A 25568-nucleotide genomic window follows, 5' to 3' on the forward strand; every position below is an offset into this window, starting at 1 on the left:
GCCCACCTTCTTAGAATAAAAAGTCGTTCAAGCGCGATTTCACAAACTCCAAACGCGTTGAAGTATTTGTGATTTGATCATTCTCCATCGCATACTTACTAAGCGAATGAAAATCCATTTTGCCAGCCACAATATCCGCGCCCACGCCTGTTTTAAAACTAGCATAACGATCCGCAACCAAATTATCCAAGAAGCCAGCTTCCTTCATACGAGCCGCTGCTTTCAAACCACGCGCAAACGTATCCATGCCAGCAATATGTGCCAAGAACAAATCATCCATCTCAAACGAAGCCCGTCGTACTTTTGCATCAAAATTCACGCCCCCACGGCCAATACCACCATTCTCCAAAATCTGATGCATTGCCAGCGTCACCGCATATAAATCCGTAGGGAACTCATCTGTATCCCAACCAAGCAACAAATCGCCTTGATTCGCGTCAATCGATCCCAGCGCCCCGTAACAACGCGCCACATTTAACTCATGATCAAACGTATGCCCCGCAAGCGTTGCGTGATTCGCTTCCAAATTCAGCTTGAAACCCTTCGCTAAATCATATTTTTGCAAGAAAGCCATCGTTGTTGCCGCATCAAAATCATACTGATGCTTCGAAGGCTCTTTCGGTTTTGGCTCAATCAAGAACTGTGCATCAAAGCCAATTTCACGCGCATAATCCTTCGCCATGTGGAAGAAGCGCGCAATATTATCTTGCTCCAAGCCCATATCCGTATTAAGTAACGACTCGTAGCCCTCACGTCCGCCCCAGAACACATAGTTTTCTCCACCGAGTTCCTTACCAACTTCAAGCGCTTTCTTCACTTGCGCTGCAGCATAAGCAAACACATCCGCATTACTCGTTGACGCCGCACCGTGCACATAACGCGGATTCGAAAACATATTCGCCGTATTCCAAAGCAATTTCACACCAGTTGCCTCTTGTTGCTCCTTCAATAATTTCACAATCACATCTTGATTCTTAAACGACTCAGCCAAGCTCGCTCCCTCAGGCGCAATATCCACATCGTGAAAACAGTAAAAAGGTACACCAAGCTTCGTGAAGAACTCAAACCCAGCTTCCACTCGATTTTTCGCCGTTTCCAAAGGGTCATTCGTCAACCACGTCCGCTGGTTCGTCGCCATACCAAACGGATCAGAACCATCCTGCGTCAACGTATGCCAATAAGCCACTGCAAAACGCAAATGCTCCTTCATCGGCTTCCCTAAAACAATCTCGTCTGCATTATAATGTCTAAAAGCAAAAGGATTATCCGATTTTGCACCTTCAAATTCAATTTTATTCACATTTGGAAAATAGCTCATATTCTTCTTCCTCCTCAGGTTGGTTAGTTTTGCAAACAAACTATATAAACATCATATTAGTGCAACAACAGATTTTTGTCAAGCGCTTGCATTGTTGGGACTGTATGAACAAAGTGAATTACAGTCCCAATATGCATGTGAGTGCAACGAGCATGTAATCCTTCCCGGCTGTTCGACACAACACTAGACAAAAAAACATCGCCTACAACTTATTTCTCTATCTCTATTTACGATAGAAAAACAGTTGTAGCCCGATGTAACTCGATATTTTTTTCATGATTATTTATCTCAAACCCATCTTTTAAACCATTTCCGGATTTTTAAACAATCCGCGCCACGTTCGTAGCATAATAATCAAACATACGGTAAACGCCCCAACATCTGCAAGTGGGAAGGCATACCAAACCCCATCCAAGCCCCAGAAACTAGGCAAAACGAGGAGTAACGGAATTAAGCAGATAATCTGCCGCATTAGCGAAATCACAAATGAAATCCGTGCCCTTCCAAGCGCTTGGTACAATCCTCCACAAACAATCTGAAAACCGATCGTTGGAGCTGCTAACAAGACAACTTGTACTGCATGCGCTCCATCTTTTAGTAATTGTTTATCATCCGTAAAGACGCTGACCAATAAATCTGGAAATAGCTCGACAACAGCAAAAGCAACGATAGACATCACGGTTGCTGCAACAATAGACAGCTTCACCGCTTTTATCACACGCTTATACTCCCGCGCGCCGTAGTTGAAGCCCACAATTGGTTGCATCCCCTGCGTCACACCATTAATCGGCATAATCATGAATGATGCGATTCTATTCGCCACACCATAAGCCGCAATCGCCATCGTCCCGCCGTGTATATTGAGCATCCAGTTCACAGATATCGATACAATACTTCCCGCCGACATCATAATAAACGATGGAAACCCAATCGCCATAATACTTCCCGATAGCTTCCAATCGATATGGAATCGAAACCCTTTTAACGTTAGCGAACTTTTCCCTGATAGGAAGTAGATGAGCAACCAAACCGCGCCAACTGCTTGCGCTATCAATGTTGCAAAAGCGGAACCACGAATTCCCATATCTAGACCCATAATAAAAATTGGATTCAAAATCATATTCAAAACTGCCGAAATAATCATTGTCAACATCGCAATTTTAGCATTTCCCTCTGAACGAACAATGTTATTCATCGCCATCGCAAACGTTTGGAAAACCGACCCTAGCAACAAAATTTGCAAGAAATCTTTCGCGTACTGATGGATTTCTGGTGTTGCACCAAACATTGTCACAAGCGGATCAAGGAAAATAAACGTGATAATTGCCAGCACTAAACTCGAAATGACAACCAGCCAAATCACCTGATGATACACCCGGTTCGCTTCCTCACCCTTTCCAGCACCGAGAGCTCGCGAAATAATCGATGCACCCCCGATTCCGAACATTGCCGCCATCGCCATCATAATCATCTGCACTGGAAATGCAATCGAAAGCGCCGCAACCCCAAGTGACCCAACACCTCGCGCCACGAAAATCGTATCAACAATGTTATACATACCCATCACGAACATTCCGACAAATGCAGGAACTGACAAGCGCCACATCAACGAACCAATTTTATCTTCACCCAGTCGTTTACTCTGCTCCTTCATCTACTCATCCGCCTTCTCATAATTTTGCACATTATCCGCCATTCGAAGTAACAACTGCAATAACTGCTCCTGCTCCTCTTCTGAAAACCCCTTTGTCAAAATCCCAGACCAGTCCATCATTGTTTCCTCAATAAAAGGCTGTACCGCCTTCCCTTTTTCCGTCAAGTAAATCCGATGTTTCCGTTTATCTTGCTGATTCACTTCCCGACGAATCATGCCCAGATCCTCCAAGCGCTGAATATGTCTTGCCACATTCGCCTTATCAACCATAAAACGCTTCACAATCTCATCCTGCGACAAACCATCATGATGATAAAGCGTCGTAATGTAACGTAATTGCCCAACTCCTAAACCATATTCTTTCAATCGATTTAATTTAAATGTATTTCCACACCGATTCACAATGGACATCGATTTTGCGATAATTTCATATTTTTTTGCCATCATTCGCCTCTTCTCTAACCTTCAAATGGTTGCGACATCAACTATACTCATTATAGCGAATAAAGACACATCCCGCAATCAAATTTGACTTTATCAAGCAGTTTTGACACAATAAATAGAGTAGAAAGCGAGGTTAACATAATGTTGATAAAAAAACTAAAAGAGCGCTATCCCGACCTTACATATTCCGAAAAACCGTTAAAAATAAATACAACACATCTCTTCTTTTATGAAAACCCTTACTATTTTGCGATTCCTAAGAAAACGCTAACATCAGAAGAGCAAGCCTTATTGCAAAGTCTTTTCCAAGCACCCGCTCCGGTTTTCAAGAACGAACAATTAACAGAATGGCACACCTTATTATTCACACAAGAAGATGTCATAATCCATCCAGAGAACAATTCTTTCCGCATCATTCAATTCCAAATTCAATCCACGTCACTCTCAAAAAAAAATACTACTCGAATGGCAAAAGGCACTGGTCAGCTTTTTCGCACAAGATACAGAGCTTATTATGCTCACCGAAGATTATGGCATCTTGATTGAAAAAATAGCCGGTTCTCTACTTGGCGAAGATGAGCTTGACGCTATCGCAACAACGCTAGAAAGTGATTTTTATATCCAAGTACACTTTTTTATGGGCTTATTCCACGAAAAAAATGCCTTACTTCGCGACCTATTCGCCGAGGAACAACGCCTATTCCGCCAAAATTCTAATCAACTCGTCCAAACCGTCGAATCCAATTGTTTACCAATGATAGCAGCACAGTTGACCAACAGTTTATTAGCCCAGGAAATCAGTCGGCTTTTCGAGAAAGATGAGACGTGGAAGCCACTCATCAAAGCGCTCTGGGAGAATCAAGGCAATTTAAGCATGACCGCAAAAGCTTTATTCATGCACCGAAACACGATGCAATACCGCATCGACAAATTTCAAGAATTAACAAACCTCTCCCTCCGAAAAACAGATGGCTTACTTTTCGCTTACCTGAGCTGTCTTCTTTTTGAAACAACAGAATAAGAAAAATAAGCAAGATATCACGATTCCTGTTCTTACGTTTAGCCAAGTAATAAGTCGACACAATAGGTAGACCATTTAGGCACATTGAAGAAAGCCTATCTCTTTTTCTGGACAAATGGCTATACTAAAGTGGGCATTTTTTATTACCATATACAATAAAAAATGCCAAAACCCTTCGTAAAAAGAGCCTCAGCATTGCTTTAAAAATCACTCATTTTTGTGATATACTTAGATGATGCAAACGAGTTTATGGTGGTTGGCAGCCTTCTTTTTATGAAAGTAGGTGGTGCCTATGTTATTATTCATGGCTTCTCCTGGAAATGACAAAAAATAAAATCCACCCATAAGCTTGACGGCTAGGCGGATTTTATTATCTAATACAGCTGTCACCATCTTAAATGGTGTTTGCGCTAGGAAGTCATGTTAGCGCATGGCTTCCTTTTCTATTTCATTATAGCACTTTTTGACAATATCGTCAAAAAACGTTCTTTCCTATTACTACGATCTAAATGCTTGATAAAAACCACGGTCCCCTTCTCCATACTAATCACAGGACTCAACAAGCAAGGCCTGATACTTTTGTAGCCGCGGTAAATAATCGTGTTGTACTTGTTTTTGTTGTTTGATCCACATCCGCTTCTCTTGTTTTAAAGCTTTTTCTTCGATACCAGCCGCTAACTCATCTTAGTATGTTTTTCGGATAGGACGTGAATCTTGCTTATAATCGAGCACTTCTCGCCACTTTATTTGGCTTATGCCTCAAGCTTATCGATTTCTTAATTGCGAATCATGTAATCGAATGCACCAAGAGCCGCAGTGGCACCTGATCCCATCGAAATAATGATTTGCTTATAAGCGCTATCTGTACAATCCCCAGCTGCGAATACACCTGGAACACTTGTCTCACCGTGCTTATTAATTAGAATTTCGCCCATTTTGTTGCGCTCTACAGTACCTTCAAGAAATTCTGTATTCGGAACTAAGCCGATTAAAATGAATACACCTTCTACATCAATATGAACCTCTTCTGCCGTATCACGATTCACATAAGTAATGCCATTCACCTTATCTTGCCCTGTAATTTCTTTTGTTTGTACATTTTTTAGTACAGTAACATTCGGCAATGAATACAAACGCTCTTGCAAAACTTGATCTGCTTTTAATTCAGGCATAAACTCAAGAACAGTCACATGCTTTGTTGTCCCGGCAAGATCAATCGCTGCTTCAATACCAGAGTTCCCGCCTCCGATAACCGCCACGTTCTTCCCTTCAAAAAGTGGACCATCACAGTGCGGACAATACGCTACACCTTTGTTCTTAAATTCTTGCTCACCTGGAACACCGACATTCCGCCATCTTGCTCCTGTTGAAATAATCGCGGTTTTAGTCGTTAAAACTGCGCCATTTTCAAGTGTTACTTCCACGTTTTCTTTCTTTTCGATGCTTTTCGCGCGAACTTGCTTCATCACGTCAACGTTATATTCATGCACATGTTCTTCAATTTGAGCCACAAGTTTTGGACCTTCTGTATACTTCGTCCCAATGACGTTTTCAATACTTAAAGTCTCTAAAACTTGTCCTCCGAAAGTATCCGCAACAATCCCAGTCCGAACGCCTTTTCTCGCTGCATAAATTGCTGCACTAGCACCCGCGGGACCTGCACCGATAACAAGAACATCGAATGGATCTTTATTCTCAAATTCCGAAGCATCTGCTGCCCCAACAATTTTCTCAATGATTTCATCAATCGTCATTCGGCCACTACCAAACAGTTCGCCATTCACAAAAACGGTTGGAACTGCCATGATATTTCGCGCTTCAATTTCATCCTTGAAGCTCCCGCCTTCAATCATCGTATGTGAAATATTCGGATTCAGCACACTCATGATGTTAAGCGCTTGTACAACATCAGGGCAATTATGACATGTCAAACTGATATATGACTCAAATTGTAGCGACTGGCTGATATTCTTAATCTTGGTAACAACCTTATCATCAATCTTAGGCGCTCGCCCACTCACTTGCAGTAAAGCTAAAATGAATGATGTAAATTCCTCACCGAGCGGAATACCAGCAAAAATAATACCACAATCTTCATCTTCACGTTCCACACTAAAACTTGGTGTTTTCGCAAGTGAACCGTGCTCTAAACGAATTTTTGGTGACATAGCTACAATTTCTTCTACAAACTCAAGTAACTTTTGCGAGCTCTCATCTGTTGCGACACTCACTCTTAGAACAATATTTTGTTCAAGCAATTCCAGATAGCCAGCAAGCTGTTCCTTGATTCCTTGATCTAATGCCATTTTTAAATCTTACCTACTAAATCTAGGCTTGGCTTCAGTGTGTCTGCGCCTTCTTTCCATTTTGCAGGACAAACTTCACCTGGATTGTTACGCACGTATTGCGCAGCACGGATTTTATCGACTAGAGTACTAGCGTCGCGACCAATACCATCCGCATTAATTTCAACTGTTTGAACAACACCGTCTGGATCAAGAATAAAAGTTCCACGATTAGCTAGTCCTTCCACCTCATCTAAAACGTCAAAAGCACGCGAAATGTTGTGTGACGGATCGCCAATCATAATATATTCAATTTTGCCAATTGCCTCAGACGCATCATGCCATGCTTTATGCGTGAAATGTGTATCTGTTGAAACGGAATAAACCTCAACACCTAAATCTTGTAGTGTTTTATATTGATCTTGCAAATCTTCTAATTCAGTCGGGCAAACGAATGTGAAATCGGCTGGATAAAAGCAAACAACACTCCATTTTCCTTTAAAATTTTCCGATGAAACGTCAATAAAATTACCTTGGTGGAAAGCTTTCGCTGCAAATTCCTCAATTTCTTTACCGATTAATGACATTTTATGTACCTCCTTAGATTTATATATGTGAATTACCACACTTAGAATTATCAACTTCTTTTAGACTAATGTCAAGAGTTAATTGGAATATATCCTATTTTAAAATGAGTATAAATTAATTATTTTGCTTTATTATTGGTGTAAAGCCTTTTGATTATCAATTTAAATTATCACTTAAACAACTATTTTATCGTTTACTTATAAAACAAGCAGGAAATCAGAGAAACCCATGAATCCTGCTTTAACTGAGAAATATACATTTTATTTTCCAGTCGGTATCGGTTCCTGCAACAAAACAGCACCTGCGCCATCTCGATATGTTACCACCATTTCAGCTAAATCTGAATGCCAAACCGAAACACCTGCTAAACCTGCCAACTCACAAAATTGCTCGAAGTCAATTTTTCCCGATTGGGCTTGCTTCACAGCTTCTTTTATTCCAGTTATTGAGGATTCCGAAGCAATATTTTTGGGCACACCGTTTAATTGTGCTTCAACTGTCGCTCCTTCTTCGTCCCAGAAAACATACATCCCCGTTTTCACTAGATAATCGTATTTTACAACGCCAGCAGCTTTAAATCCTTGTACAACCTTTGGAAAATCACCAGCATTTTCTTCACTTGTCGCAACTTGCATAATCTTTTTCTGCGTCAGCAAGAGCCTCTCCTCCTATTCGAACGTTGTCAGTTGCGGTGTTGCATAGATCGAATTATTATTGAAAAACAACAACGCCTGATTAATATCGTATTTTTTCACGTATGCTTGTATATCTAGATTCTTGTAATAGCGCAAATCCAATACGTGTACATTCGCATAATATGGGGCAATAAACTGGATAAATGCATTCGCATAAGAATCCTTGAAAATTAGTAGATTCTTCTGCGTCAGCGGGTTTGGTGTCTTGATATGAAGTTCGGGATAATCCGTTCCAATATAGGCCGTATAACGATTCGCGTACACCGCTGGGTCTGTCAATCGACTCATCACGTATAGTGAATCACGCTTCTCCCTAATAACATCTAACTTATATGGTGCACTCAAATTCTTCTGTTCTGCAACCATTACCTGATCCGGCTTAGATACGAGAGAGGACGTTGTTTTCCGAGCATCAGACCCATAAAATGACAAACCTTCCAATTTCCAAATCCAGTCATCCATCGTCAATTGCTTCACATCAGGATTCATCACCTTTGTGACTTTTTCCGAAGCTAAGAATGCTGCTTTAGCCTGCCAATGGTGATCCGTATAGAAAAACATGTTTTTTTCATTCTTATTCTTGTAAAGTACTTTTGAAACATCGATATTTTGCACGTATTGCTTATCAATAAGCGGCATCAAACGCTCGTAGCCTTCACGTCCAAAGCTTGGATAATATGTTGGGAATTTTTCCTCAAACACCGTTGACTTATTCGGAACGAGCACCAAGCTTGTCGCAACTCCTTGCTTTTGCAACAACTTCCCAACATTATTCACACGCGCCGCAATTTTTGTCTGCATCAGCTTTCGTGTATTGTTCTACTTTTGTCAGTAAATAGCCATCTGGTGCCACGTATACATCTTTATACACATCTTGTCCAAGTGCCATTTGATTGACGCGCATATTGAGCTCTGTAAACGCATCACGACGCGGGAACTGATCATTAAAAAAGACATCCCAACTTCGCATATATTGACCGCTTTGTACTGCTTCTGCACTGAATTCAGGCTTCTGTGCTAAATTACGGCTCTCTAGAATTGATACTTGGTTTTTCCCAGCAAACAGATAGAAGAAAAAAGACTCCGAAAATAAAGAGTAGAAATCCAGCCGATAGTAAAAGATTAAATAGTTTTTTATTCACAGTTATTCTCCTAACGTTTTAAAATCTGAAATAAATGAATGGGTTGAACGTCGAGCCAACAACGAGCGCTACAGAGTAGATGAATATGAAAGCCATAACAGCAAGTGTTGCAACGTCTTTTGTCACATGAAGTGCGCGATGACTTTGCATAAACGTTAGTAATTTCTCACTTGCAAAAAAAGTTTTTCACGAGTGGCGTACATGCAATGATTGCAACAATTAAAACAATGGCATATTCATGTATATAGTACGTTGCGCGTGCATCCCAGAATACACTGGAACCGAACATCGAGCCGAGGTAACTCCAAATATCGCTTACGTTGTCGATTCGGAATAAGAGCCAACCAAAGATGATGACTATTAAAGCATACACATGTTGTAGCGCTGCCGGAACTTTCAGCAAAGCTTTTCCTAAAAAAGCTTTTTCAAGCATAATGAACAGCCCATAATAAGCACCCCAAAGCAGGAAATTCCAACTTGCACCGTGCCAAATTCCTGTTGCCAGCCAAACAATCGCCAAATTTCGATAGACCTTAATAGGAGAAACACGATTTCCACCTAGTGGAATGTAAAGATAATCTTTAAACCATGTTCCAAGCGAGATATGCCATCTCCGCCAAAATTCTGATACTGATTTTGCGATATACGGATAGTTAAAGTTTTCGAGAAACTTAAAGCCGAACATCCGTCCAAGACCAATCGCCATATCGGAATAACCCGAGAAATCAAAGAAAATTTGAAGCGAATAAAAAACAAGACCAATCCAAGCGGTTCCAACCGACAAACCGCCACCCTGACTTTGAAAAATCTGATCTGCGACAAGCCCGCAGTTATTTGCGATAAACATCTTCTTCGCCAACCCGATAATAAAGCGCTTTACTCCGCTTGCAAACAAATTGATATCAACTTTTCGATTCTCAATCTGATCAGCAACCGTCTGATAGCGTACAATAGGGCCCGCCACAAGTTGTGGAAATAATGATATGTATAGCGCAATATTCAGCGGATTCTTCTGTACGCGTCCATCGCCACGGTAAACATCCATCACGTAACTTATCCCCTGGAACGTATAGAACGAAATCCCAAGTGGCAATGCAATCGCTGTCCATTCAAAATTCGATCCAAAAAACGTCTCTATATTGAATACAACAAAGTTTGCATATTTAAAAATTCCTAAAATCGCTAAATTCCCGATAATCATCAATGTGATAACTAATTTGCCATACTTCCCTTCCCTCTTCGCCTTGTCCGCAAGCAGTCCGAACACATAGTTGAGTAAAATAGAAAGTAACATCACATAGATAAATTTCGGCTCTCCCCACGCATAAAAAAATAAGCTAGCTAACAATAGCATAATGTTTTTTAATTTCTTAGGCGTGATCAGATAAATAGCTAAAACAAGCGGTAAAAATACAAATAAAAATGTCGTAGTACTGAATAGCATGCCCTTTTTCTCCCTTTTCTTGAAGTTTTTGAATTCTGCATATCCTATTCATTTTACTACGACAAGCACCAAAAAACAACACGCATTTCACATCAAAATCGAGGTTGCACAATATGCGAGTAAGAGTGCCATCACAATGTTCAGTCCTCTCTTATGCTCAACAAATATCCTGCTAAAAATCGAACCAAACATCGCCCAACAACACGTCCCAGAAAAGCCGACAACCGTCAAAATCAAAATAAAGAGAGAGATTTGCCAAAAACCACTGAAATAAGGCAAAACAAGCGTTGAAAAAGTTGTCACTCCATATAAAATCACCTTCACGTTTACAAATTGCATTACCATACCTGTAAAGAAACAATTCGGTTCCAAGCGCACTTTTTTTGGCATTAGAACACTTTGGTTTATCGCGTAAAATCGTCCAAGCTAACCATAAAATATACGCAGCCCCAATTAAACGCATAAATGGCTCGATTGTTGGTATAAAATCATATAAAGTCGCGCTAAAAATTGCTGAAGCTAACACAATAACAAAAAAGCCGGCCAAAACTCCTAAACAGAACTTAAAACTCTTTTTAAAACCATCATTACTCGCATTCGACATCGCCATAATGTTATTTGGCCCTGGCGTATAAGCTGTCAAAAATATATAAGATAAAAAAACGCCGCAATATTAAACATATTCTTTACCTCCCTTTCTCCGGATGATATAATACACAAAAAGGATATTATAACGTTCGTACAGTATACAATACATTACGTGCGTTATATTGTCAATGTGAAAGAAGGACAAACTAGTGGATAATATTAGTGCTGTAGTCTCAGAAAATTTGAAATTAGCTCGACAAAAAAAAACGCCTCAGCCTCGATGAACTCGCAAAACTAACTGGTGTCAGTAAGAGTATGCTTGGACAAATCGAACGCGGAGACGTTAACCCAACGATATCAACTTTATGGAAAATCGCGAATGGTTTAAAAGTTTCTTTTACAGAATTAGTGACGAAACCAAAAATAGATTATGAAGTAATTGACCGTAAAACTCGTGAACCACTCATTGCCGATGATGGGAAATGTCGTAATTATCCGATGTTTACTTTTGATAGCGAACGCCGCTTTGAGACATACTATTTGGAAATTGACCCCGATGGACGTCTTGAATCAACGCCTCATCCAGATGGGACAGAAGAATTTATTAATGTATTTTCAGGGGAACTTGTTATTACGACAAACGGAGAAGAGCTGAGAGCTAAAGATGGTGACTCTATTCGTTTCAAGGCGGATCAAGAGCATGTATACACGAACGCAAGCGAAGAAATTTGCCGGCTAAGTATGATTATTTACTATCCAATCTAAGCAGAAAAATAGCGTGAAATTCGGTTTTGGTGTGCACCGAATTCACGCTACTTTTACATTTGAAATACTTTTTGAATCAATGCGAGTGACAATTTGGATGTATCACTCACTAATTCATCCGTTCCGACAAGCCCAGTTCCAACACCAATCGCTTTCATACCAGCAGATTTAATAGCCTCGACACCAGCCTGTGCATCCTCAATTCCAACGGCATTCGCTGGCTCTACATCGAGTCCAGCTGCTGCTACAAGAAAAATTTCTGGATCAGGTTTGGAGCGCGTAATTTTCGCAGCATCAGCTAGGTAATCAAAGTTAGCCGTCAAACCAAGCGCTGAAAGGACCATCGGTGCATTTTTCGAAACTGATGCCAAAGCAATCTTCAGGCCCGCCGAACGAATCGCTTCTAGCAAGGACTCGATTCCCGGTAAAATATCCGCGGGAGACAAATCTTTCAATAGCTCCACGTAATGTGCGTTTTTCTTAGCCGCCAACTCTTCTTTTTGCTCCAGTGTGAAGTCATTTTCGCGACCACCTTTTGCCAGAATCAAATCAAGCGAGTCCATCCGACTAATCCCTTTTAGCGTCTCATTGAATGCTTCATCGATTTCAATATCAACATCAGCCGCTAACTGTTTCCACGCTAAATAATGAAAATGCGCGCTGTCCGTAATAACACCATCCAAATCAAAAATAACTGCTTCTAACTGTTTCACCGTATTCTCCCCTTCAGCAAGACTGCCACATTACGTGCTGTCCGCTCAATATTTTCACGCGTTTTAGGCAAAATTTCAGCAAGCGTTCCAGCCGTTGCAATCGTTGGGAAAACCGCATCTATTTTCGAATAAACCGCTTCAATCCCATCTCCAATGCTACCACAAATGCCAATTACCGTCGTATTTTCAGGAGCACAATTTGCAACACCAATCGGCGCTTTCCCAAAAATCGTTTGACCGTCCATCCGGCCTTCGCCAACCAGAATAACATCCGCATCTGCGCAAGCTTCCTTCATCTTTAGTTCTCGCAAAACAAGTTCAATTCCCGCTCAAATTCAGCGCCAGTAAATAACATCAAACCAGCGCCCATTCCGCCACCAGCACCGCTTCCTGGCAACCTACGCACATCCTTCTCAAAAATCGAATAAAAACCTTGCATCGCGTTATCAATACTTGGAATTGCGTCTTGTGCCAATCCTTTTTGTGGTCCGAAAATAGCAGCCGCACCATTCTCACCACATAGCGGATTTTCCACATCAGCCGCAATCCGAATCACCGTGTCACCAAGACGAGAATCCAAATCCGTCAGCGAAACTGAACTGATTGCGCTTAAGTTGGCACCAATCGGAGTTACCGCCTCACCACGCAAATTATAAAAGCGCGCGCCTAGTGCCGAAGCCATACCAATACCGCCGTCATGGGAAGCACTTCCGCCAACTCCAATTATGATTTCCCGAACTCTCGCGTCAAGCGCATGCCGAATCAATTCACCAACACCCGACGTGCTCACCGCTAAAGGATTACGTTTTTCCAGCGGCACCAAATGTAGCCCACACGCCTCCGCCATCTCAATAAACGCCCGTGTCCGATCCGCACTAAACGCCATTTTCGCTGTTACCAATTCGCCAAGTGGTCCCGTTACAAATACTTCCTCCATCACACCATCAGACGCATCTGCAAGAATCGCAATCGTTCCTTCTCCGCCATCGCCCACCGGCAAAAGCTGATACTCCGCGTTCGGAAATACATCTGCGAATCCCACTCGAATCGCTTCGGCAACCTCCTGCGCCGTTAAACTTTCCTTATATGAATCTGGGGCAATGACTATTTTCATGAATGCTCTTCCTTCCAAATTTAGATTTCTAGTCCTGTCGTCATACGATGCTTTTCACCAAAAACATGTATCTCAATTGGCGCTGTCGTTTGTTTCGTTACACGAATGGTGTCCTGTTCCAATACTATTTCCAAACGTTCGCCGTGCCATACAAATGAAAATGCCAAGCGCTTCCATCCAGCTGGTAACCGTGGATTCAAATGCAGTGAACCATCCGAGATTGCGACACCACCAAAACCGAATATCGTGGACAACCAAATCGCACCAAGCGAGGCTGCATGTAAACCTTCGTCCGAGCCACCCGGAGCTGCCTCAAGGTCAATTCGGCACGCCTCTTCAAAGAAACGATACGCCTTTTCCTGCTGACCAACACGATTCGCCACAATCGCATGAATCGCCTTACTTAGCGAAGAATCATGAATCGTATGCTCCTCGTAATAGTCCAAATTCCGCCCCACGATATCCTCTGAAAACAGATTGGGCAGTAAATACAACAACATTACCACATCTGCCTGCTTCAAAATCTGCATCTCATTCACTTCTGCCCGCGAATAATCCAACAGAATCGCCTGGGACCCTTGCCGCGCCTTATATTCCGACAAATCAATTTCTGGTTTACCCAAAAATGTATCGTCTTGAGGAATCAACTTCGATGCGTCCGGTTGCGGCAAATAAATTTTTCGTAAAAACGCCTCGCATAAATCATAAAATGCTGTATGTTTCTGGCCATATTTCGCCATAAAGCGTAACGTCTGATATACATTTTCATGCGCCAAATAATTCGTGTAAGCATTATTATCTACATGCTCCGTATATTCATCGGGACCGATTACATCTAATATAACATATTTCCCGTCTTTTAACACAGCTCGACTCAACCAAAAGCGCGCCGTATCCTGCAACATTTGTAAGCCATCATGCTCCATAAACAGCTCATCTTGACTCGCCTCGTAATAATTAACAACAGCATGCGCTATATCCGCCACAATATGGTGTTCTGCAAGAGCCGATGCCACTTTTTGACGTTTCCCAGTACGGACGTTAATCGCTGCAAATTCAGGCGTCTCTTCCTCGCCACTAAATGCGCTCTCCCAAGGAAACAAAGCCCCTTGATAGCCATTTTTCTCAGCCTTTTTACGTGCCTGCTCCAAATGAAGGTAGCGATAACGCAGCAATTTCCGTACTTTTTCCGGGTGATTATACAAATGAAATGGTGCAATAAAAATCTCCGTATCCCAGAACACATGCCCCTTGTAGCCTTCACCCGTCAAACCTTTTGCACCAACACTAAAACGCTCATCATGAGACGGTGTCATCGCTTCCAAATGATACGCCGAAAAATCAAGCGCTAACTGGTCAAATGCGCTTTCCGATGTCACCTCAACACGATAATCCTGCCAAAACTCCTGCCAAACATCGCGCGATTCCGCTAGAGATTCCTCATATCCCTTCGCCTCACGTATGTCACCAAGCCCAAATTCAGCCGGATTTTCCGTCTCTAAGCTTGTGGCTATGACGCTTACCTTTTCCAATGTAAACGGCTCATTTTCCGCCAACTTCTGATTCACCGTAACAAGCAACTGCCGATTCTTCGCTGTAAAACTTCCTGGCGCACTAATCATCGATGTCACCGCTACATCATGTCCACTTTGCGTTGTTACATAATCGCCCTGCATCCACGTTTCACTAAATACCCGAAGTGAGCGCTCCACCAAATGTTGCGTCCCAAAATTCGTTTGTTGCCCATCAATCCCCGTCCGAATCCGCACATCTGCGTCCCCAGAAAGGCTTGTAATCTCTATCTTCGCATACACTCTATGTAATTTCTTCTTACTTACAAAGCGCTTAAAACAAAGCCCAAAACGTTTCCCATTCGGATGCTCCCAAATCAATTCACGATTTATCTCACCCGTTTCCAAATCAAATACCCGCTGAAAATCTAGAATCTTCCCACGATGCATCGAAAAATTCACATTCTCAATTTCGAGCTCAAATCGCGTCACATCAGGCAAATTAACCAAATCCGAACTCACTTGTCCTTGCGCTTTATTGTAAACTCCTGCCACAAACATACCACGCGTCTGCTCAGGATAATCCTCTTCAAATCCAGCACGGACGCCCATATAGCCATTTCCCGCTGTCATCAAACTCGCATACGTATCAAAATAATGCGGATCTATTTTATTCTCCCGTAACACACTAACTCTACTCATAAATATACACTCTCACCTTTTTCCGCCGATTCGTAAATCGCCTCAATCAAACGCTGAACTTGATAACCCTGTTCCGCGTCAGCCACCATAACATCCGCACCAAGTACCCGGTCTACAAATGCTTGCATACTTTTTGCATGTCGCTCCTCATCCGCGGTCTCCTTCTTCAAAATCGTAACCAACTCGCCAGCCCGATCCGTGTAAATCTCTGCTGGAAACAGCGTCGCACCAGCCTCATCACCAAAAAATTCGACATTCAATACCGCTTTGTCTTTCATCTGCAATACAAACGAAGTCTCCAACTGTAGCAAGCCACCATTTTCAAATTCAATAAACGCAAAAACTGCGTCCTCAACATCATATTTTGTCGGATCCCAAGTTCCAAATGTCCCTTCCGACTTCTTTGTCCCAATTTTTTGAAACATTTTAGCAGTCACTTTCTTGACTTGTGGGAAATCAAGTACGTACATCGCTGCGTCTAACATATGAATCCCAATGTCAATCAATGGCCCACCACCTTGCAACGCCTTGTTCGTGAAAGATCCCCAACCTGGAACGCCTGAACGACGTAACGCTTTTGCTTTCGTCATATAAACCTCGCCTAGCACGCCATCTGCGTACGCCTGCTTCACTTCACGCATATCTGTCGCAAACCGATGATGGAAATCATATGCCAAAACAAGATTCTTTTTCATTGCCAAATCACGCATTTCTTTTGCCTCATTTGCCGTCATCGCAGGCGGTTTCTCACACATAACCGCAGCACCGTGCGACAAAGCTAGCATCACATTATCAAAATGAAACCGATTCGGCGTACAAATGCTCACCATATCAGGCTTCTCAGATTCAAACATTGCTGTTGCATCTGTGTAACTTCGTGCAAATCCGTTCTGTTCCGCAAAATCACGCGCACGTCCCGCATCCGGGTCTACAACCGCGACCAACTCCAACTCCTGAGTCCGTGTCTGGTAATATGCCGCGTGCACCTTCTCAGCCACCTGCCCTGCACCAATAATCGCCACTTTCTTCACGTTCTAGTCCCCCTTAAACACTGCCCCCAAATTAAATTTAGAGGCAGCCCACTATTTTTATCTACAATTTTTTTAAGTGTTCCAGCGCATCCCGATACGCTTTTTCTGGATCATCCGCACGAACACGGCATTCAAACGTCAAGAACCCGTCATACCCATCCGCCTTCAACTGATCGAAATGCTTTTTAAAATCAAGTGATCCACTGCCTGGCTGATAGCGATGATTATCCGCCACATGCACATGCTCTACTAAATCACGATTCGCATGAAGTGCCTCAGAAATCCCATCCTCTTCAATGTTCATATGGTAGAAGTCCGCGATAATTTTCACATGTTTCAAGTTATTTTTCTCAATATAGCGACGCGCATCGCCAAGCAAATTAATCATGTGATCCTGATAACGATTCAACGGCTCCAAGAAAATCGTCGTACCCGTCTCTGCTGCAATTCCGTCCAAATAAACTAGCGAATCACTCACTGCTTTGAAATCACCAGCTTCCGAACGCGGCGAAACCATTGGCGGCAAACGATACGTAAACATTCCCCAAGCAGCTGGTACCACAATCCCTTTCCCACCAACTTCTTGCAACGCCTCCAAAATTAACTTGATTTCCTGCAAACCACGCAAACGACGTTCCTCGATGAAATCACCAATCCAGCCATCGTAACCACCGCACGCTGTCGAAACCGGAATCCCTGTCGCTGCAATTGCCGCTCCTACCTCCGCTACATTTTCCACGAGCAATTTTCCATCAATTTCGAACCCTTCAAATCCCATTTCCTTCACATATTCGAATTTCTCCATAATACCCTCTGGAAAAAATGCCTGATTCTGCGTCCCAATTTTCATAACTGTTTTTCGTCTCCTTTAAAGTTCGATTCCCATCTTAATACTCAAATCTGGATTTTGATCCACATACTTCATATAAGCCTGCGCACTTTCATCTAAACTCACAATTGGGTCAATCAAATCTTCACAATCAAGATATCCGTTCATCAAAAGTTCCCAACACGTCTCCTCAATACGTTTCCGATTCCAACGCGGATAATCTGGATTCGGCTCACTGGACGCGCGTGCAAAAACGATTTTGGCATTATTAAAATGTGCTTCTCGTCCCAAATTAAACCCATCCGGAAACGGCTTTGCAAACGCCACGTACGAAATAGTTCCACCATACGCAATCCCGCGGAGCGCCGCCTCAAGCGCCTGCGAATTCCCACTTGTTTCAATGATTGAATCCGCGCCAAGTTTGCCAGTCAATTTCTTCACCTCAAACCCGACATCCGTTCCAATTGGATTAAAACAAGCATCCGCACCATGACGCATTGCAATTTCACGACGATGTTCCAAAGGATCGACACCAATCACGATACTCGCCCCAGCCTTTTTCGCCAGTTGAATTGCGATTTGTCCAATTGCACCTAGGCCAACAACCACGACATAATCGCCCGCACGAACATGCGCCTCACGCACACCACTCATCGCGAACTGCGCTGGATCATAACAAACCGCATTTTTCCAACTAGCACCCGCCGGCATTTTCCGAAGTTTATAATTATCGACAGCCTTCACAATAACCGTCTCCATAATCGGCCCGTACGAGCAAACCATGTCACCAATCGCATACTCCGTCACATCAGAACCAATTTCAACAATCTCGCCAACAACCATATTTCCAAGCTGAAATTCGCCGAACACAATCCCACGCGCCGAACCTTCCGCACGTGGCATAAACATGTTCCACTCCTCATTAAACTCTTCATCAATAAACGGGCTCACACCACGGAAATCAACAACTTCCGTACCATGCTTAGGCGACGCAAACTTCACTTTAATCCGAGCCTCATCCTTTGCCAACGCACGATCCTCATATTCCACCAAATCCGCAACCCGCGGCTCTGTAGCAATCAATTTCTTCATCAACTAAACTTCCTTTCCAAAACCCAAATCCATGTCCAAATGTCCATCTCTTGAGTAAATAATCCATCCTAATTCCCAACCAAGTCCGCGCCTCCAAACACGCCGTCAGAGCGGCGAGAAACTTTTAGCTTCTAGGCAAAAGTGAGTACCAGCCTCGGAGCGTACTTCCGTACGTGAGCACTGGAACGGAACTTTTAACGACGAAGATGAACGCTTCTCACCGCTCTGACCTAGCCTTTGACGCCGCCGTCGGTAAGATTCCCTTTTATGAATCGCTCTGACAAGGCGTACATAATAACGACTGGTAATGCTGTCACAAGAGATGCGGCCATCATACGGCCCCAAATGTAATCCGGCGTACTAAATAGCGTATTTAAACCAATTGGTAATGTAAACAACTCTGAGTCAGATAAGAAAATCGATGCAAACAAGTAGTCATTCCAAGCTACCATGAAACAGTACACGAATACAGAAACAATTCCTGAAATAGCTAATGGTACGATAATCCGCAAAATAATTTGCATTCGATTCAAGCCATCCATCATTGCTGCTTCCTCGATATCGACTGGAATTGTATCGAAATAACTAATCAGCATAAAGATTGCAGTTGGTAATGTCTGCACAACCATTGTAATAATCAGCGCTGTTCTTGTGTCATACAAGCCAACACTTGAAATAATTTTAAACAACGGCACGATTAATAGAATTCCTGAGAACATGTAAACTGTATAGAAACTCGCATTAATCGTTGTACGTGCCCTAAAACGTAATTTTGATAGGGCATATGCGCCTAAGATCCCTAAGACAACAGCGACTCCAGCAGCAACTAGAGCTACAATGAAACTATTTTTGAAATACGTTAAGAATGGGAAGATATCTGGATTAAAGATATCTAAATAGTGCTGGAACGTCCATTCTTTAGGAAAAAAAAAAGTTGGCGTTGTGGAAATTGCCTCTTTTGGACTCTTAAACGATGTCATCATCATAATCAAGAATGGAAACAGCGTGAACAAGAGAAATAACACTAAACTCACATCACATAAAAAGACTATTTTCTTTGTCCGTTTTGCTTTTTTACTACTTACTGCCATTTAAATTCACTCGCTTTCTTGTAACCATGATGACCACAAAGATGATGACAAATAGAACTACTGAAATTGCTGATGCCTTACCTAAGTCATTGAACGCAAAGGCTGTTTGATACAAGTAAACCCCAAGAATATTGACCTTGTTTGTCAGCAAGTATACATCGGTAAACATGTAGAACATCCAAATGGCACGCAATGTCACAACTGTTGCCAAAACTGGCATGATTGCAGGCAATGTTACAATTTTAAATTTGTCCCAAACGCTTGCTCCATCCATGTCCGCTGCTTCATAAAGCGATTTATCCACTGTTTGTAGAATAGCTAGGAATGAGATGAAGGCATATGGGAAGTAGCGCCAAATCGCAAATAGCACAACCAGAATAAAACTTGAAACCGGGTTATCAAACCATAACGGCGCATCTTTCCATAGATGCAAAATATCGCCACCTACGAAATTAATCACGCCGTAACTATTGTTGAACATATATTTCCAAGCAAAAATCAATGAAATCGACGGCGTTACGTATGACAAAATAATAAGTGAACGTGCCGTTTTACGGAATCTGAACTCCCGGTTGAAGAAAATCGCAACCAGAAGCCCCATTCCTGTACTACCAATGACTACCAAAATTGTATAACCAAACGTTAACGCCAATGACTTATAAAATTCGGCATCCGTTAAAATATCAATATAGTTTTGCAACCCAATAAAAGTAGAGTCTAAGTTCGGATTAAGCGGTAACTCTAAAAAGCTAATTTGAATGTTAGAAATCATCGGATATGCCACTAACACAAGTAATAAGAGGATACTAGGCGACAGCAGTGCCAACGCCATTTTTGCATCCGATCGTTTATATGCTTTTGTTTTCATAGTGCCTCCTTATTCTTAGTTATTGGATTCAGCCGTACTCTGCGCTTTTTCAAGCTCTGATTGGACGTCTTTACCGCCAACCGTCACGTTATTAACCATTTTCGCAATAACTCCTGAGCTTGTGATATCACCCATCTTCGTGAAGTTTTTACCATCAACTAGACCAAAAATTTGAATGTCATCAAACGATTTCGCAATTTCTTCTGATAAAGCACCAAATGATTTCACGACTTCATTATTTTTATATGTTTCGTTTTCAATAACGCCTTTATTTACTGGTTGTGCACCACCTGGAGACATTAATACCCATTTTGTTTGGTTCTCAGGCTGTGACAAGAACTCCACGAATTTTTTACCTGCTGATTTTTGAGCGTCATCTAGGCCGTCCGAAAGTGCTAGTGCTGAAACGGTTCCATATACTGCTTTTTTCTTTTTTCTTCTGGGATGATAAAACCAACATTGCTTGGATCACCATCTGTGAATACTGCCGGTAAAATGTACGTCGAATACATCGCCATTGGAGCCGTGCCATTCATAAATGCATCCTTAATCTCCGTTACATCATTCGATCCAGGCATCGTATATTTCGATAATTCTTGATAAAACGTCAACGCTTGTTTCATTTCTTTCGTATCGATTGTAATATCGCCTTTCGCATCTAGCACGTTCGCCTCATTAGAAAGCGCAAATTGTGAAAATGCTTGCTCTGCCATCGCACCTTCCGCTGTTGGGATCGCAATACCGTATTTCTTGTTCGCTTTATTCGTAAAGTGCTTCGCAATTGTTAAAATGTCGTTCCAGTTCTTTGGTTCCTCAAAATTCGCCGCAGCTAAAGCTTTCTTATCGTACCAAATACCTTGTACCCAGCCCGTAAGCGGAACACCAATATAGCTTTTGCCATCCTCAGAACGCACAAGGTTTAGCGCGCCTTCATAGTAGCTATCTTCGCCAACTTCTTTGATGACATCTTTGACTGCTGCTTGATCGATTAATTTATCTTTATCCATTACTTTCGCAAAATCTTGACTTACCTCCAAAACTGCCGGTAGCTTTCCAGAACGCGCCAATGTTACTACTTTTGTGTTGAATGCGTCTTCTTCTACTGGTACTTGCTTCACTTTAATGTTTGGATTTTCTTTTTCAAATTTCGCTACTAATTCTTTGATAACATCAAGACGTTCCTTTTCAACGGAAGAATGCATGAACTCAATCGTCACTTCTTTATCATCTGCACTTCCTGATGAACCGCCACACGCCGCTAAAATCGCACTTAACATTAACACAACAACAAGTAAAATCGAACCTCTCTTTTTCACCTTAAAAAACCTCCTAGTTTTTGTTTGTTAACCAACGGAATTCATATGGAGCAAGAACAATTGGAGCGCTCCCATAAATCGGCTGACCTTTTAAAATATCCCAATTTGCAATGACATCACACGATATCGCTTGATTAGATAAATTATGAACTACAAGAATACTGTCCCCCGAAGCATCTGCACGCTTAATTGCAAAAATTTCTTTGCCTAAATCCATAACTTCCATCGGTACATTTGGGTGGAATAACGTTTGTCCTTTGCGAACTTGGATTAATTCTTTAATTCCCTCAAAAGTGCGGTGCATCAATGTTTTCTCATCTGCAAGTCCTACCTCAATCTCTGAAAGTGGGTATTTTTTGCGGTTGATAGAACGATTATGCCCTGTTTCTGCGACGCCATCCAAATCGTTTCGCGCACCTAATATACTTTGCACGTAAACCGCTGGGACACCTGGGATTGTTAGTAAAATTGAATGAGCCAGCAAGAATCGCTGTAACCTTGTATCATCATTATCTGCCAATCGATTTAGCGCATCCATATACGTCACATTAATCTCATAGGGGCTCTGCGTCCCATCTGGATTTTGTTTATAAGAGACAAGCGCGCCCTCATCCTCCAAATCCGCTACCAATGCCAAAATATCAGCTTCCGGCAAAATTCCCCGAATCGGATTCAAACCAATACCATCATGCGAGGCGAGGAAGTTGAAAAACGTAGCGTCTTCACCAGGTAATTCCAAATCACGCGCCCAGCCTGATAATGCACTACCATTACCTGTATGTATCGCTTGCAACACAAGCGGTGGCAATGGGAATTGATACACCATATGCGCCTCATCCTGCCCATCTCCAAAATAGGTAATGTTATCCTTATGTGGCACATTCGTCTCCGTTATCATCACTGTTCCCGGAGCAATTTCCTCCAAGATATCGCGGAACAGTTTCACAATCTCATGCGTTTTTTCCAAGTGAATGCACGTTGTCCCAGGTTCTTTCCACATAAATCCAACTGCATCCAACCTAATATATTCCGCACCTTCCTCTAAATAAAACGCCAAAACATCAATCATTTTTAACAACACGTTAGGATTCTCGAAATTAAGGTCAATCTGATCCGCGCTAAAAGTCGTCCAAATATGCTCCTTCTCACCATTTGCCATCTCAAACTCCGTCAAAACTGGCGTTGCACGTGGCCTAGTTACTGCCGACAGGTCCGTTTCTTTTGGCAATGACACAAAGAACTCGTCATACTGTTTATCCTGCTTCAAAAAACTTTGAAACCAATCGCTTTTTGCAGATATATGATTACAAACATAATCAAACATAAGTCGCGTTGATTTCGTCAAATCGGTAACATCCTGCCAATCACCAAGCTTCGGATTCACTTTTTTGTAATCAATCACCGAGAAGCCATCATCCGAAGAGTACGGATAAAACGGCAAAATATGAACGACCTCAAACATCTCATTCAAGTACGTATCATACATCTTTTTGAATGTCGTTAACGTAGCCCGATCCTTCTCCCAAAATTGGTCACCATATGTAATCATCACCACATCTTCTTGGTCCCAGCCTGACTTACGTTGTTTTAATTTTTTCAATTGGGCCTCTTGAATTCGCTCTCTAATCGCTTGTTCCATTGATATAGCGCTTTCAGCCCCATATATGCTTTCCAATCTCCTCAAAATGATATTCATTTTTTGCCTCCTTTTATGGTACCGCTCCCACAAAAAAGAGTATATTACAGAAAGCGCTTTCTGTCAATGATATTTTTTACACATCCTATACAAAAAGTTTTTATACCCTTATATATAGCAATTTTTTTTACCATTGGACATCTTTACCACAATTGAGTAGAATAGAATTTATGATATATATAACGATGGGAACGGTCTCATCAAGATAGAACAAGGAGGAACAACTAATGGGAGCCACAATTTACGATATTGCTCGTCACGCGGGAGTCTCGAAATCAACAGTTTCACGCGTACTAAATAATCAAACAAACATTTCTGCCGACTCCAAAAAGCGTGTTCTAACAGCAATCGAAGAACTAAAATATAAACCGAGCAAACTAGCACGAGCGCTAACCAATTCTGGATTCGACGCTATCATGGTCATTTCAAATCGGCCAACCAAGACTACAGCAGGAAATCCTTTTTTCTCAGAAATCATTCACTCCATCTCGGCTATTGCGGAAGATCAGAACTTCGATTTAATCCTGCAAACATCTCGGAATACCGATGATGAGCTCGATAAATGCATTGCCAAAATAAAAGAAAAAATGATTAAAGGCATTATCATGCTAAGCTCTCCTGCCGATGAAACTTTTTTCAAGAAACTAGATCCATTCAACATTCCTATCGTTGTGACTGGAAAAATCGATGGTACCTATAAAAAATGTCTACTCAGTGGATACCGATAATTTCAAAGATTCCTACGAACTCACGAGTCTGCTCATAAAAAACGGCCATAAAAATATCGCTTGCTTACATGCACCACTGAATCATCACGTTTCTATTGATCGACTCGCTGGCTATCGCAGTTGCCTATTTGATCACAATTTGGATATTCGTCGCGACTGGATTTTAGATAGCGGATATGTCGCTGAAGATGCTTACAACGCAGCAAATCAATTACTTTCACACCCAAATCGGCCAACTGCCATTTTTGCTACCGATGATTTAAAAGTACTTAGCATTTACAAAGTAGCAGCCGAGCATAACTTGCGAATACCAGAAGATCTTTCAATCGTTGGCTACAATGACCGTGTCGCATCAACCTTCTTATCACCACCACTAACAGCCATTGATATTCCCACCAAACGTTTAGGAAAATCGGCTACCGAGTTACTTTTCAAATTAATTCAACACAACGGTAAAAACAGCCCAAAAATGATTATCGAAACAAAACTGATAAACGGAGCATCCATACAATCTCTAAAGCCACATTAACAATATGGAAGAAGTCCAAGACAAAAGGTTCTCTGAACTAGAAAAATACGTATCAAAAATCTGAATTTAGATTTTTGATACGTATTTTTTCCTTATTAAATTTCCCTAATAGATTTCTAGATTACTACGTGCGTGCTATGTTTACAATTGACCGACAGTAATCGTTTCTCCCACATAGCCAGGAATTTGAACACCGGCATCAATGGTCACCCGATCGCCATCGCGTAATTTGCGACGTTCACCTTTTTCATCCACGATAAAGCGGGAATACATCTTAAATTTCCCTGTTGGATCAATCCCACCGGCTGCCACAACTTCTAAGTCTTTCACCGCTGTAATTGTCCGCTGAGGTACACCATTCACCACTAAACGTAAGACCGACGTGCCTGCTGGCACAAATCCCA

20 protein-coding genes and 6 pseudogenes are annotated in these 25568 nt (G+C 41.9%); 4 read left to right on the forward strand and 22 right to left on the reverse strand.

The window, feature by feature from the left end; all coding sequences use genetic code 11:
• Window positions 1-10: 10 nt before the first annotated feature.
• The 3 genes from xylA to PROCOU_RS00325 all read right to left on the reverse strand — a co-directional run bounded on the left by xylA (window position 11) and on the right by PROCOU_RS00325 (window position 3416).
• Entirely contained in the window at window positions 11-1318 is a 1308-nt protein-coding gene (gene xylA, locus PROCOU_RS00315; protein ID WP_036068943.1) for a xylose isomerase, read from the reverse strand.
• A 301-nt stretch (window positions 1319-1619) separates the two neighbouring features.
• Complete coding sequence (locus tag PROCOU_RS00320) at window positions 1620-2972, reverse strand: MATE family efflux transporter (protein WP_036068944.1); 1353 nt, start codon at window positions 2970-2972, stop codon at window positions 1620-1622.
• On the reverse strand, window positions 2973-3416 hold the full coding sequence (locus PROCOU_RS00325; protein ID WP_036068945.1) for a MarR family winged helix-turn-helix transcriptional regulator: 444 nt from the start codon (window positions 3414-3416) through the stop codon (window positions 2973-2975).
• Window positions 3417-3557: 141 nt separating this feature from the next.
• Here PROCOU_RS00325 and PROCOU_RS18150 point away from each other — a divergent pair, with 141 nt between their 5' ends.
• Window positions 3558-3962, forward strand: a complete 405-nt coding sequence (locus tag PROCOU_RS18150) for a hypothetical protein (RefSeq protein WP_244266193.1) — start codon at window positions 3558-3560, stop codon at window positions 3960-3962.
• Window positions 3955-4437: a helix-turn-helix domain-containing protein gene (locus PROCOU_RS18155; RefSeq protein ID WP_244266194.1), complete on the forward strand. Its 483-nt coding sequence runs from the start codon at window positions 3955-3957 to the stop codon at window positions 4435-4437. Before PROCOU_RS18150 ends, PROCOU_RS18155 begins: the two co-directional genes overlap by 8 nt.
• A gap of 776 nt (window positions 4438-5213) precedes the next feature.
• Here the strand turns inward: PROCOU_RS18155 and ahpF are convergent.
• The 8 genes and pseudogenes from ahpF to PROCOU_RS19145 all read right to left on the reverse strand — a co-directional run.
• Complete coding sequence (gene ahpF, locus PROCOU_RS00335; protein WP_036068946.1) at window positions 5214-6743, reverse strand: alkyl hydroperoxide reductase subunit F; 1530 nt, start codon at window positions 6741-6743, stop codon at window positions 5214-5216.
• 2 nt (window positions 6744-6745) lie between these two features.
• Complete coding sequence (ahpC, locus tag PROCOU_RS00340) at window positions 6746-7309, reverse strand: alkyl hydroperoxide reductase subunit C (protein WP_036068947.1); 564 nt, start codon at window positions 7307-7309, stop codon at window positions 6746-6748.
• A 261-nt stretch (window positions 7310-7570) separates the two neighbouring features.
• Window positions 7571-7966 carry a DUF1398 domain-containing protein gene (locus PROCOU_RS00345; RefSeq protein WP_036068948.1) on the reverse strand — a complete coding sequence of 132 codons (396 nt, stop codon included), beginning with the start codon at window positions 7964-7966 and terminating at the stop codon, window positions 7571-7573.
• Window positions 7967-7978: 12 nt separating this feature from the next.
• A complete protein-coding gene (locus PROCOU_RS00350) occupies window positions 7979-8806 on the reverse strand; it encodes a DHHW family protein (RefSeq protein ID WP_036068950.1) in 828 nt (275 codons plus the stop codon).
• Window positions 8775-8975, reverse strand: a complete 201-nt coding sequence (locus PROCOU_RS19445) for a hypothetical protein (protein WP_036068951.1) — start codon at window positions 8973-8975, stop codon at window positions 8775-8777. Before PROCOU_RS19445 ends, PROCOU_RS00350 begins: the two co-directional genes overlap by 32 nt.
• Window positions 8976-9165: 190 nt before the next feature.
• Window positions 9166-10591: pseudogene (locus tag PROCOU_RS00360) on the reverse strand (MBOAT family O-acyltransferase).
• Between the two features lie 87 nt (window positions 10592-10678).
• Entirely contained in the window at window positions 10679-10981 is a 303-nt protein-coding gene (locus PROCOU_RS18160; protein ID WP_244266195.1) for a LysE family translocator, read from the reverse strand.
• Between the two features lie 43 nt (window positions 10982-11024).
• Window positions 11025-11201 (reverse strand): annotated as a pseudogene (locus PROCOU_RS19145) (lysine transporter LysE); the annotation flags it as partial.
• Between the two features lie 187 nt (window positions 11202-11388).
• On the opposite strand from PROCOU_RS19145, the pseudogene PROCOU_RS00370 reads away from it, so the two are divergent.
• Window positions 11389-11944, forward strand: a pseudogene (locus PROCOU_RS00370) (helix-turn-helix domain-containing protein).
• Between the two features lie 53 nt (window positions 11945-11997).
• On the opposite strand, the gene pgmB reads toward PROCOU_RS00370, so the two are convergent.
• The 10 genes and pseudogenes from pgmB to PROCOU_RS00420 form a co-directional block, all read right to left on the reverse strand.
• The gene (gene pgmB, locus PROCOU_RS00375) at window positions 11998-12657 is read right to left on the reverse strand and encodes a beta-phosphoglucomutase (protein ID WP_036068952.1); all 660 of its coding nucleotides are present in this window, start codon (window positions 12655-12657) and stop codon (window positions 11998-12000) included.
• Window positions 12654-13771 (reverse strand): annotated as a pseudogene (locus PROCOU_RS00380) (glycerate kinase). Before PROCOU_RS00380 ends, pgmB begins: the two are co-directional and overlap by 4 nt.
• Window positions 13772-13791: 20 nt before the next feature.
• Complete coding sequence (locus tag PROCOU_RS00385) at window positions 13792-15984, reverse strand: glycoside hydrolase family 65 protein (RefSeq protein WP_051993991.1); 2193 nt, start codon at window positions 15982-15984, stop codon at window positions 13792-13794.
• The gene (locus PROCOU_RS00390; protein WP_036068953.1) at window positions 15981-17015 is read right to left on the reverse strand and encodes a Gfo/Idh/MocA family protein; all 1035 of its coding nucleotides are present in this window, start codon (window positions 17013-17015) and stop codon (window positions 15981-15983) included. The genes PROCOU_RS00385 and PROCOU_RS00390 overlap by 4 nt, the downstream gene beginning before the upstream one ends.
• Before the next feature lie 61 nt (window positions 17016-17076).
• Window positions 17077-17865 (reverse strand): sugar phosphate isomerase/epimerase family protein, encoded by a 789-nt coding sequence (locus tag PROCOU_RS00395; RefSeq protein ID WP_036068954.1) that lies wholly within the window; start codon window positions 17863-17865, stop codon window positions 17077-17079.
• 18 nt (window positions 17866-17883) lie between these two features.
• Window positions 17884-18936, reverse strand: a complete 1053-nt coding sequence (locus PROCOU_RS00400; protein ID WP_036068956.1) for a zinc-dependent alcohol dehydrogenase — start codon at window positions 18934-18936, stop codon at window positions 17884-17886.
• A gap of 230 nt (window positions 18937-19166) precedes the next feature.
• Complete coding sequence (locus PROCOU_RS00405) at window positions 19167-20027, reverse strand: carbohydrate ABC transporter permease (RefSeq protein WP_036068957.1); 861 nt, start codon at window positions 20025-20027, stop codon at window positions 19167-19169.
• Window positions 20014-20895 carry a carbohydrate ABC transporter permease gene (locus tag PROCOU_RS00410; RefSeq protein WP_036068959.1) on the reverse strand — a complete coding sequence of 294 codons (882 nt, stop codon included), beginning with the start codon at window positions 20893-20895 and terminating at the stop codon, window positions 20014-20016. The genes PROCOU_RS00405 and PROCOU_RS00410 overlap by 14 nt, the downstream gene beginning before the upstream one ends.
• Window positions 20896-20910: 15 nt before the next feature.
• Window positions 20911-22172, reverse strand: a pseudogene (locus tag PROCOU_RS00415) (ABC transporter substrate-binding protein).
• Window positions 22173-22224: 52 nt separating this feature from the next.
• Window positions 22225-23907, reverse strand: a complete 1683-nt coding sequence (locus PROCOU_RS00420; RefSeq protein ID WP_036068961.1) for an alpha-amylase family glycosyl hydrolase — start codon at window positions 23905-23907, stop codon at window positions 22225-22227.
• Window positions 23908-24134: 227 nt separating this feature from the next.
• Here PROCOU_RS00420 and PROCOU_RS00425 point away from each other — a divergent pair.
• Window positions 24135-25164, forward strand: a pseudogene (locus tag PROCOU_RS00425) (LacI family DNA-binding transcriptional regulator).
• Window positions 25165-25305: 141 nt separating this feature from the next.
• Here the strand turns inward: PROCOU_RS00425 and PROCOU_RS17630 are convergent.
• On the reverse strand, window positions 25306-25568 hold a 263-nt coding region (locus PROCOU_RS17630; RefSeq protein WP_036068963.1), incomplete at its 5' end, for a hypothetical protein.

This window comes from Listeria rocourtiae FSL F6-920 (assembly GCF_000525975.1).
Taxonomy (GTDB): domain Bacteria; phylum Bacillota; class Bacilli; order Lactobacillales; family Listeriaceae; genus Listeria_A; species Listeria_A rocourtiae.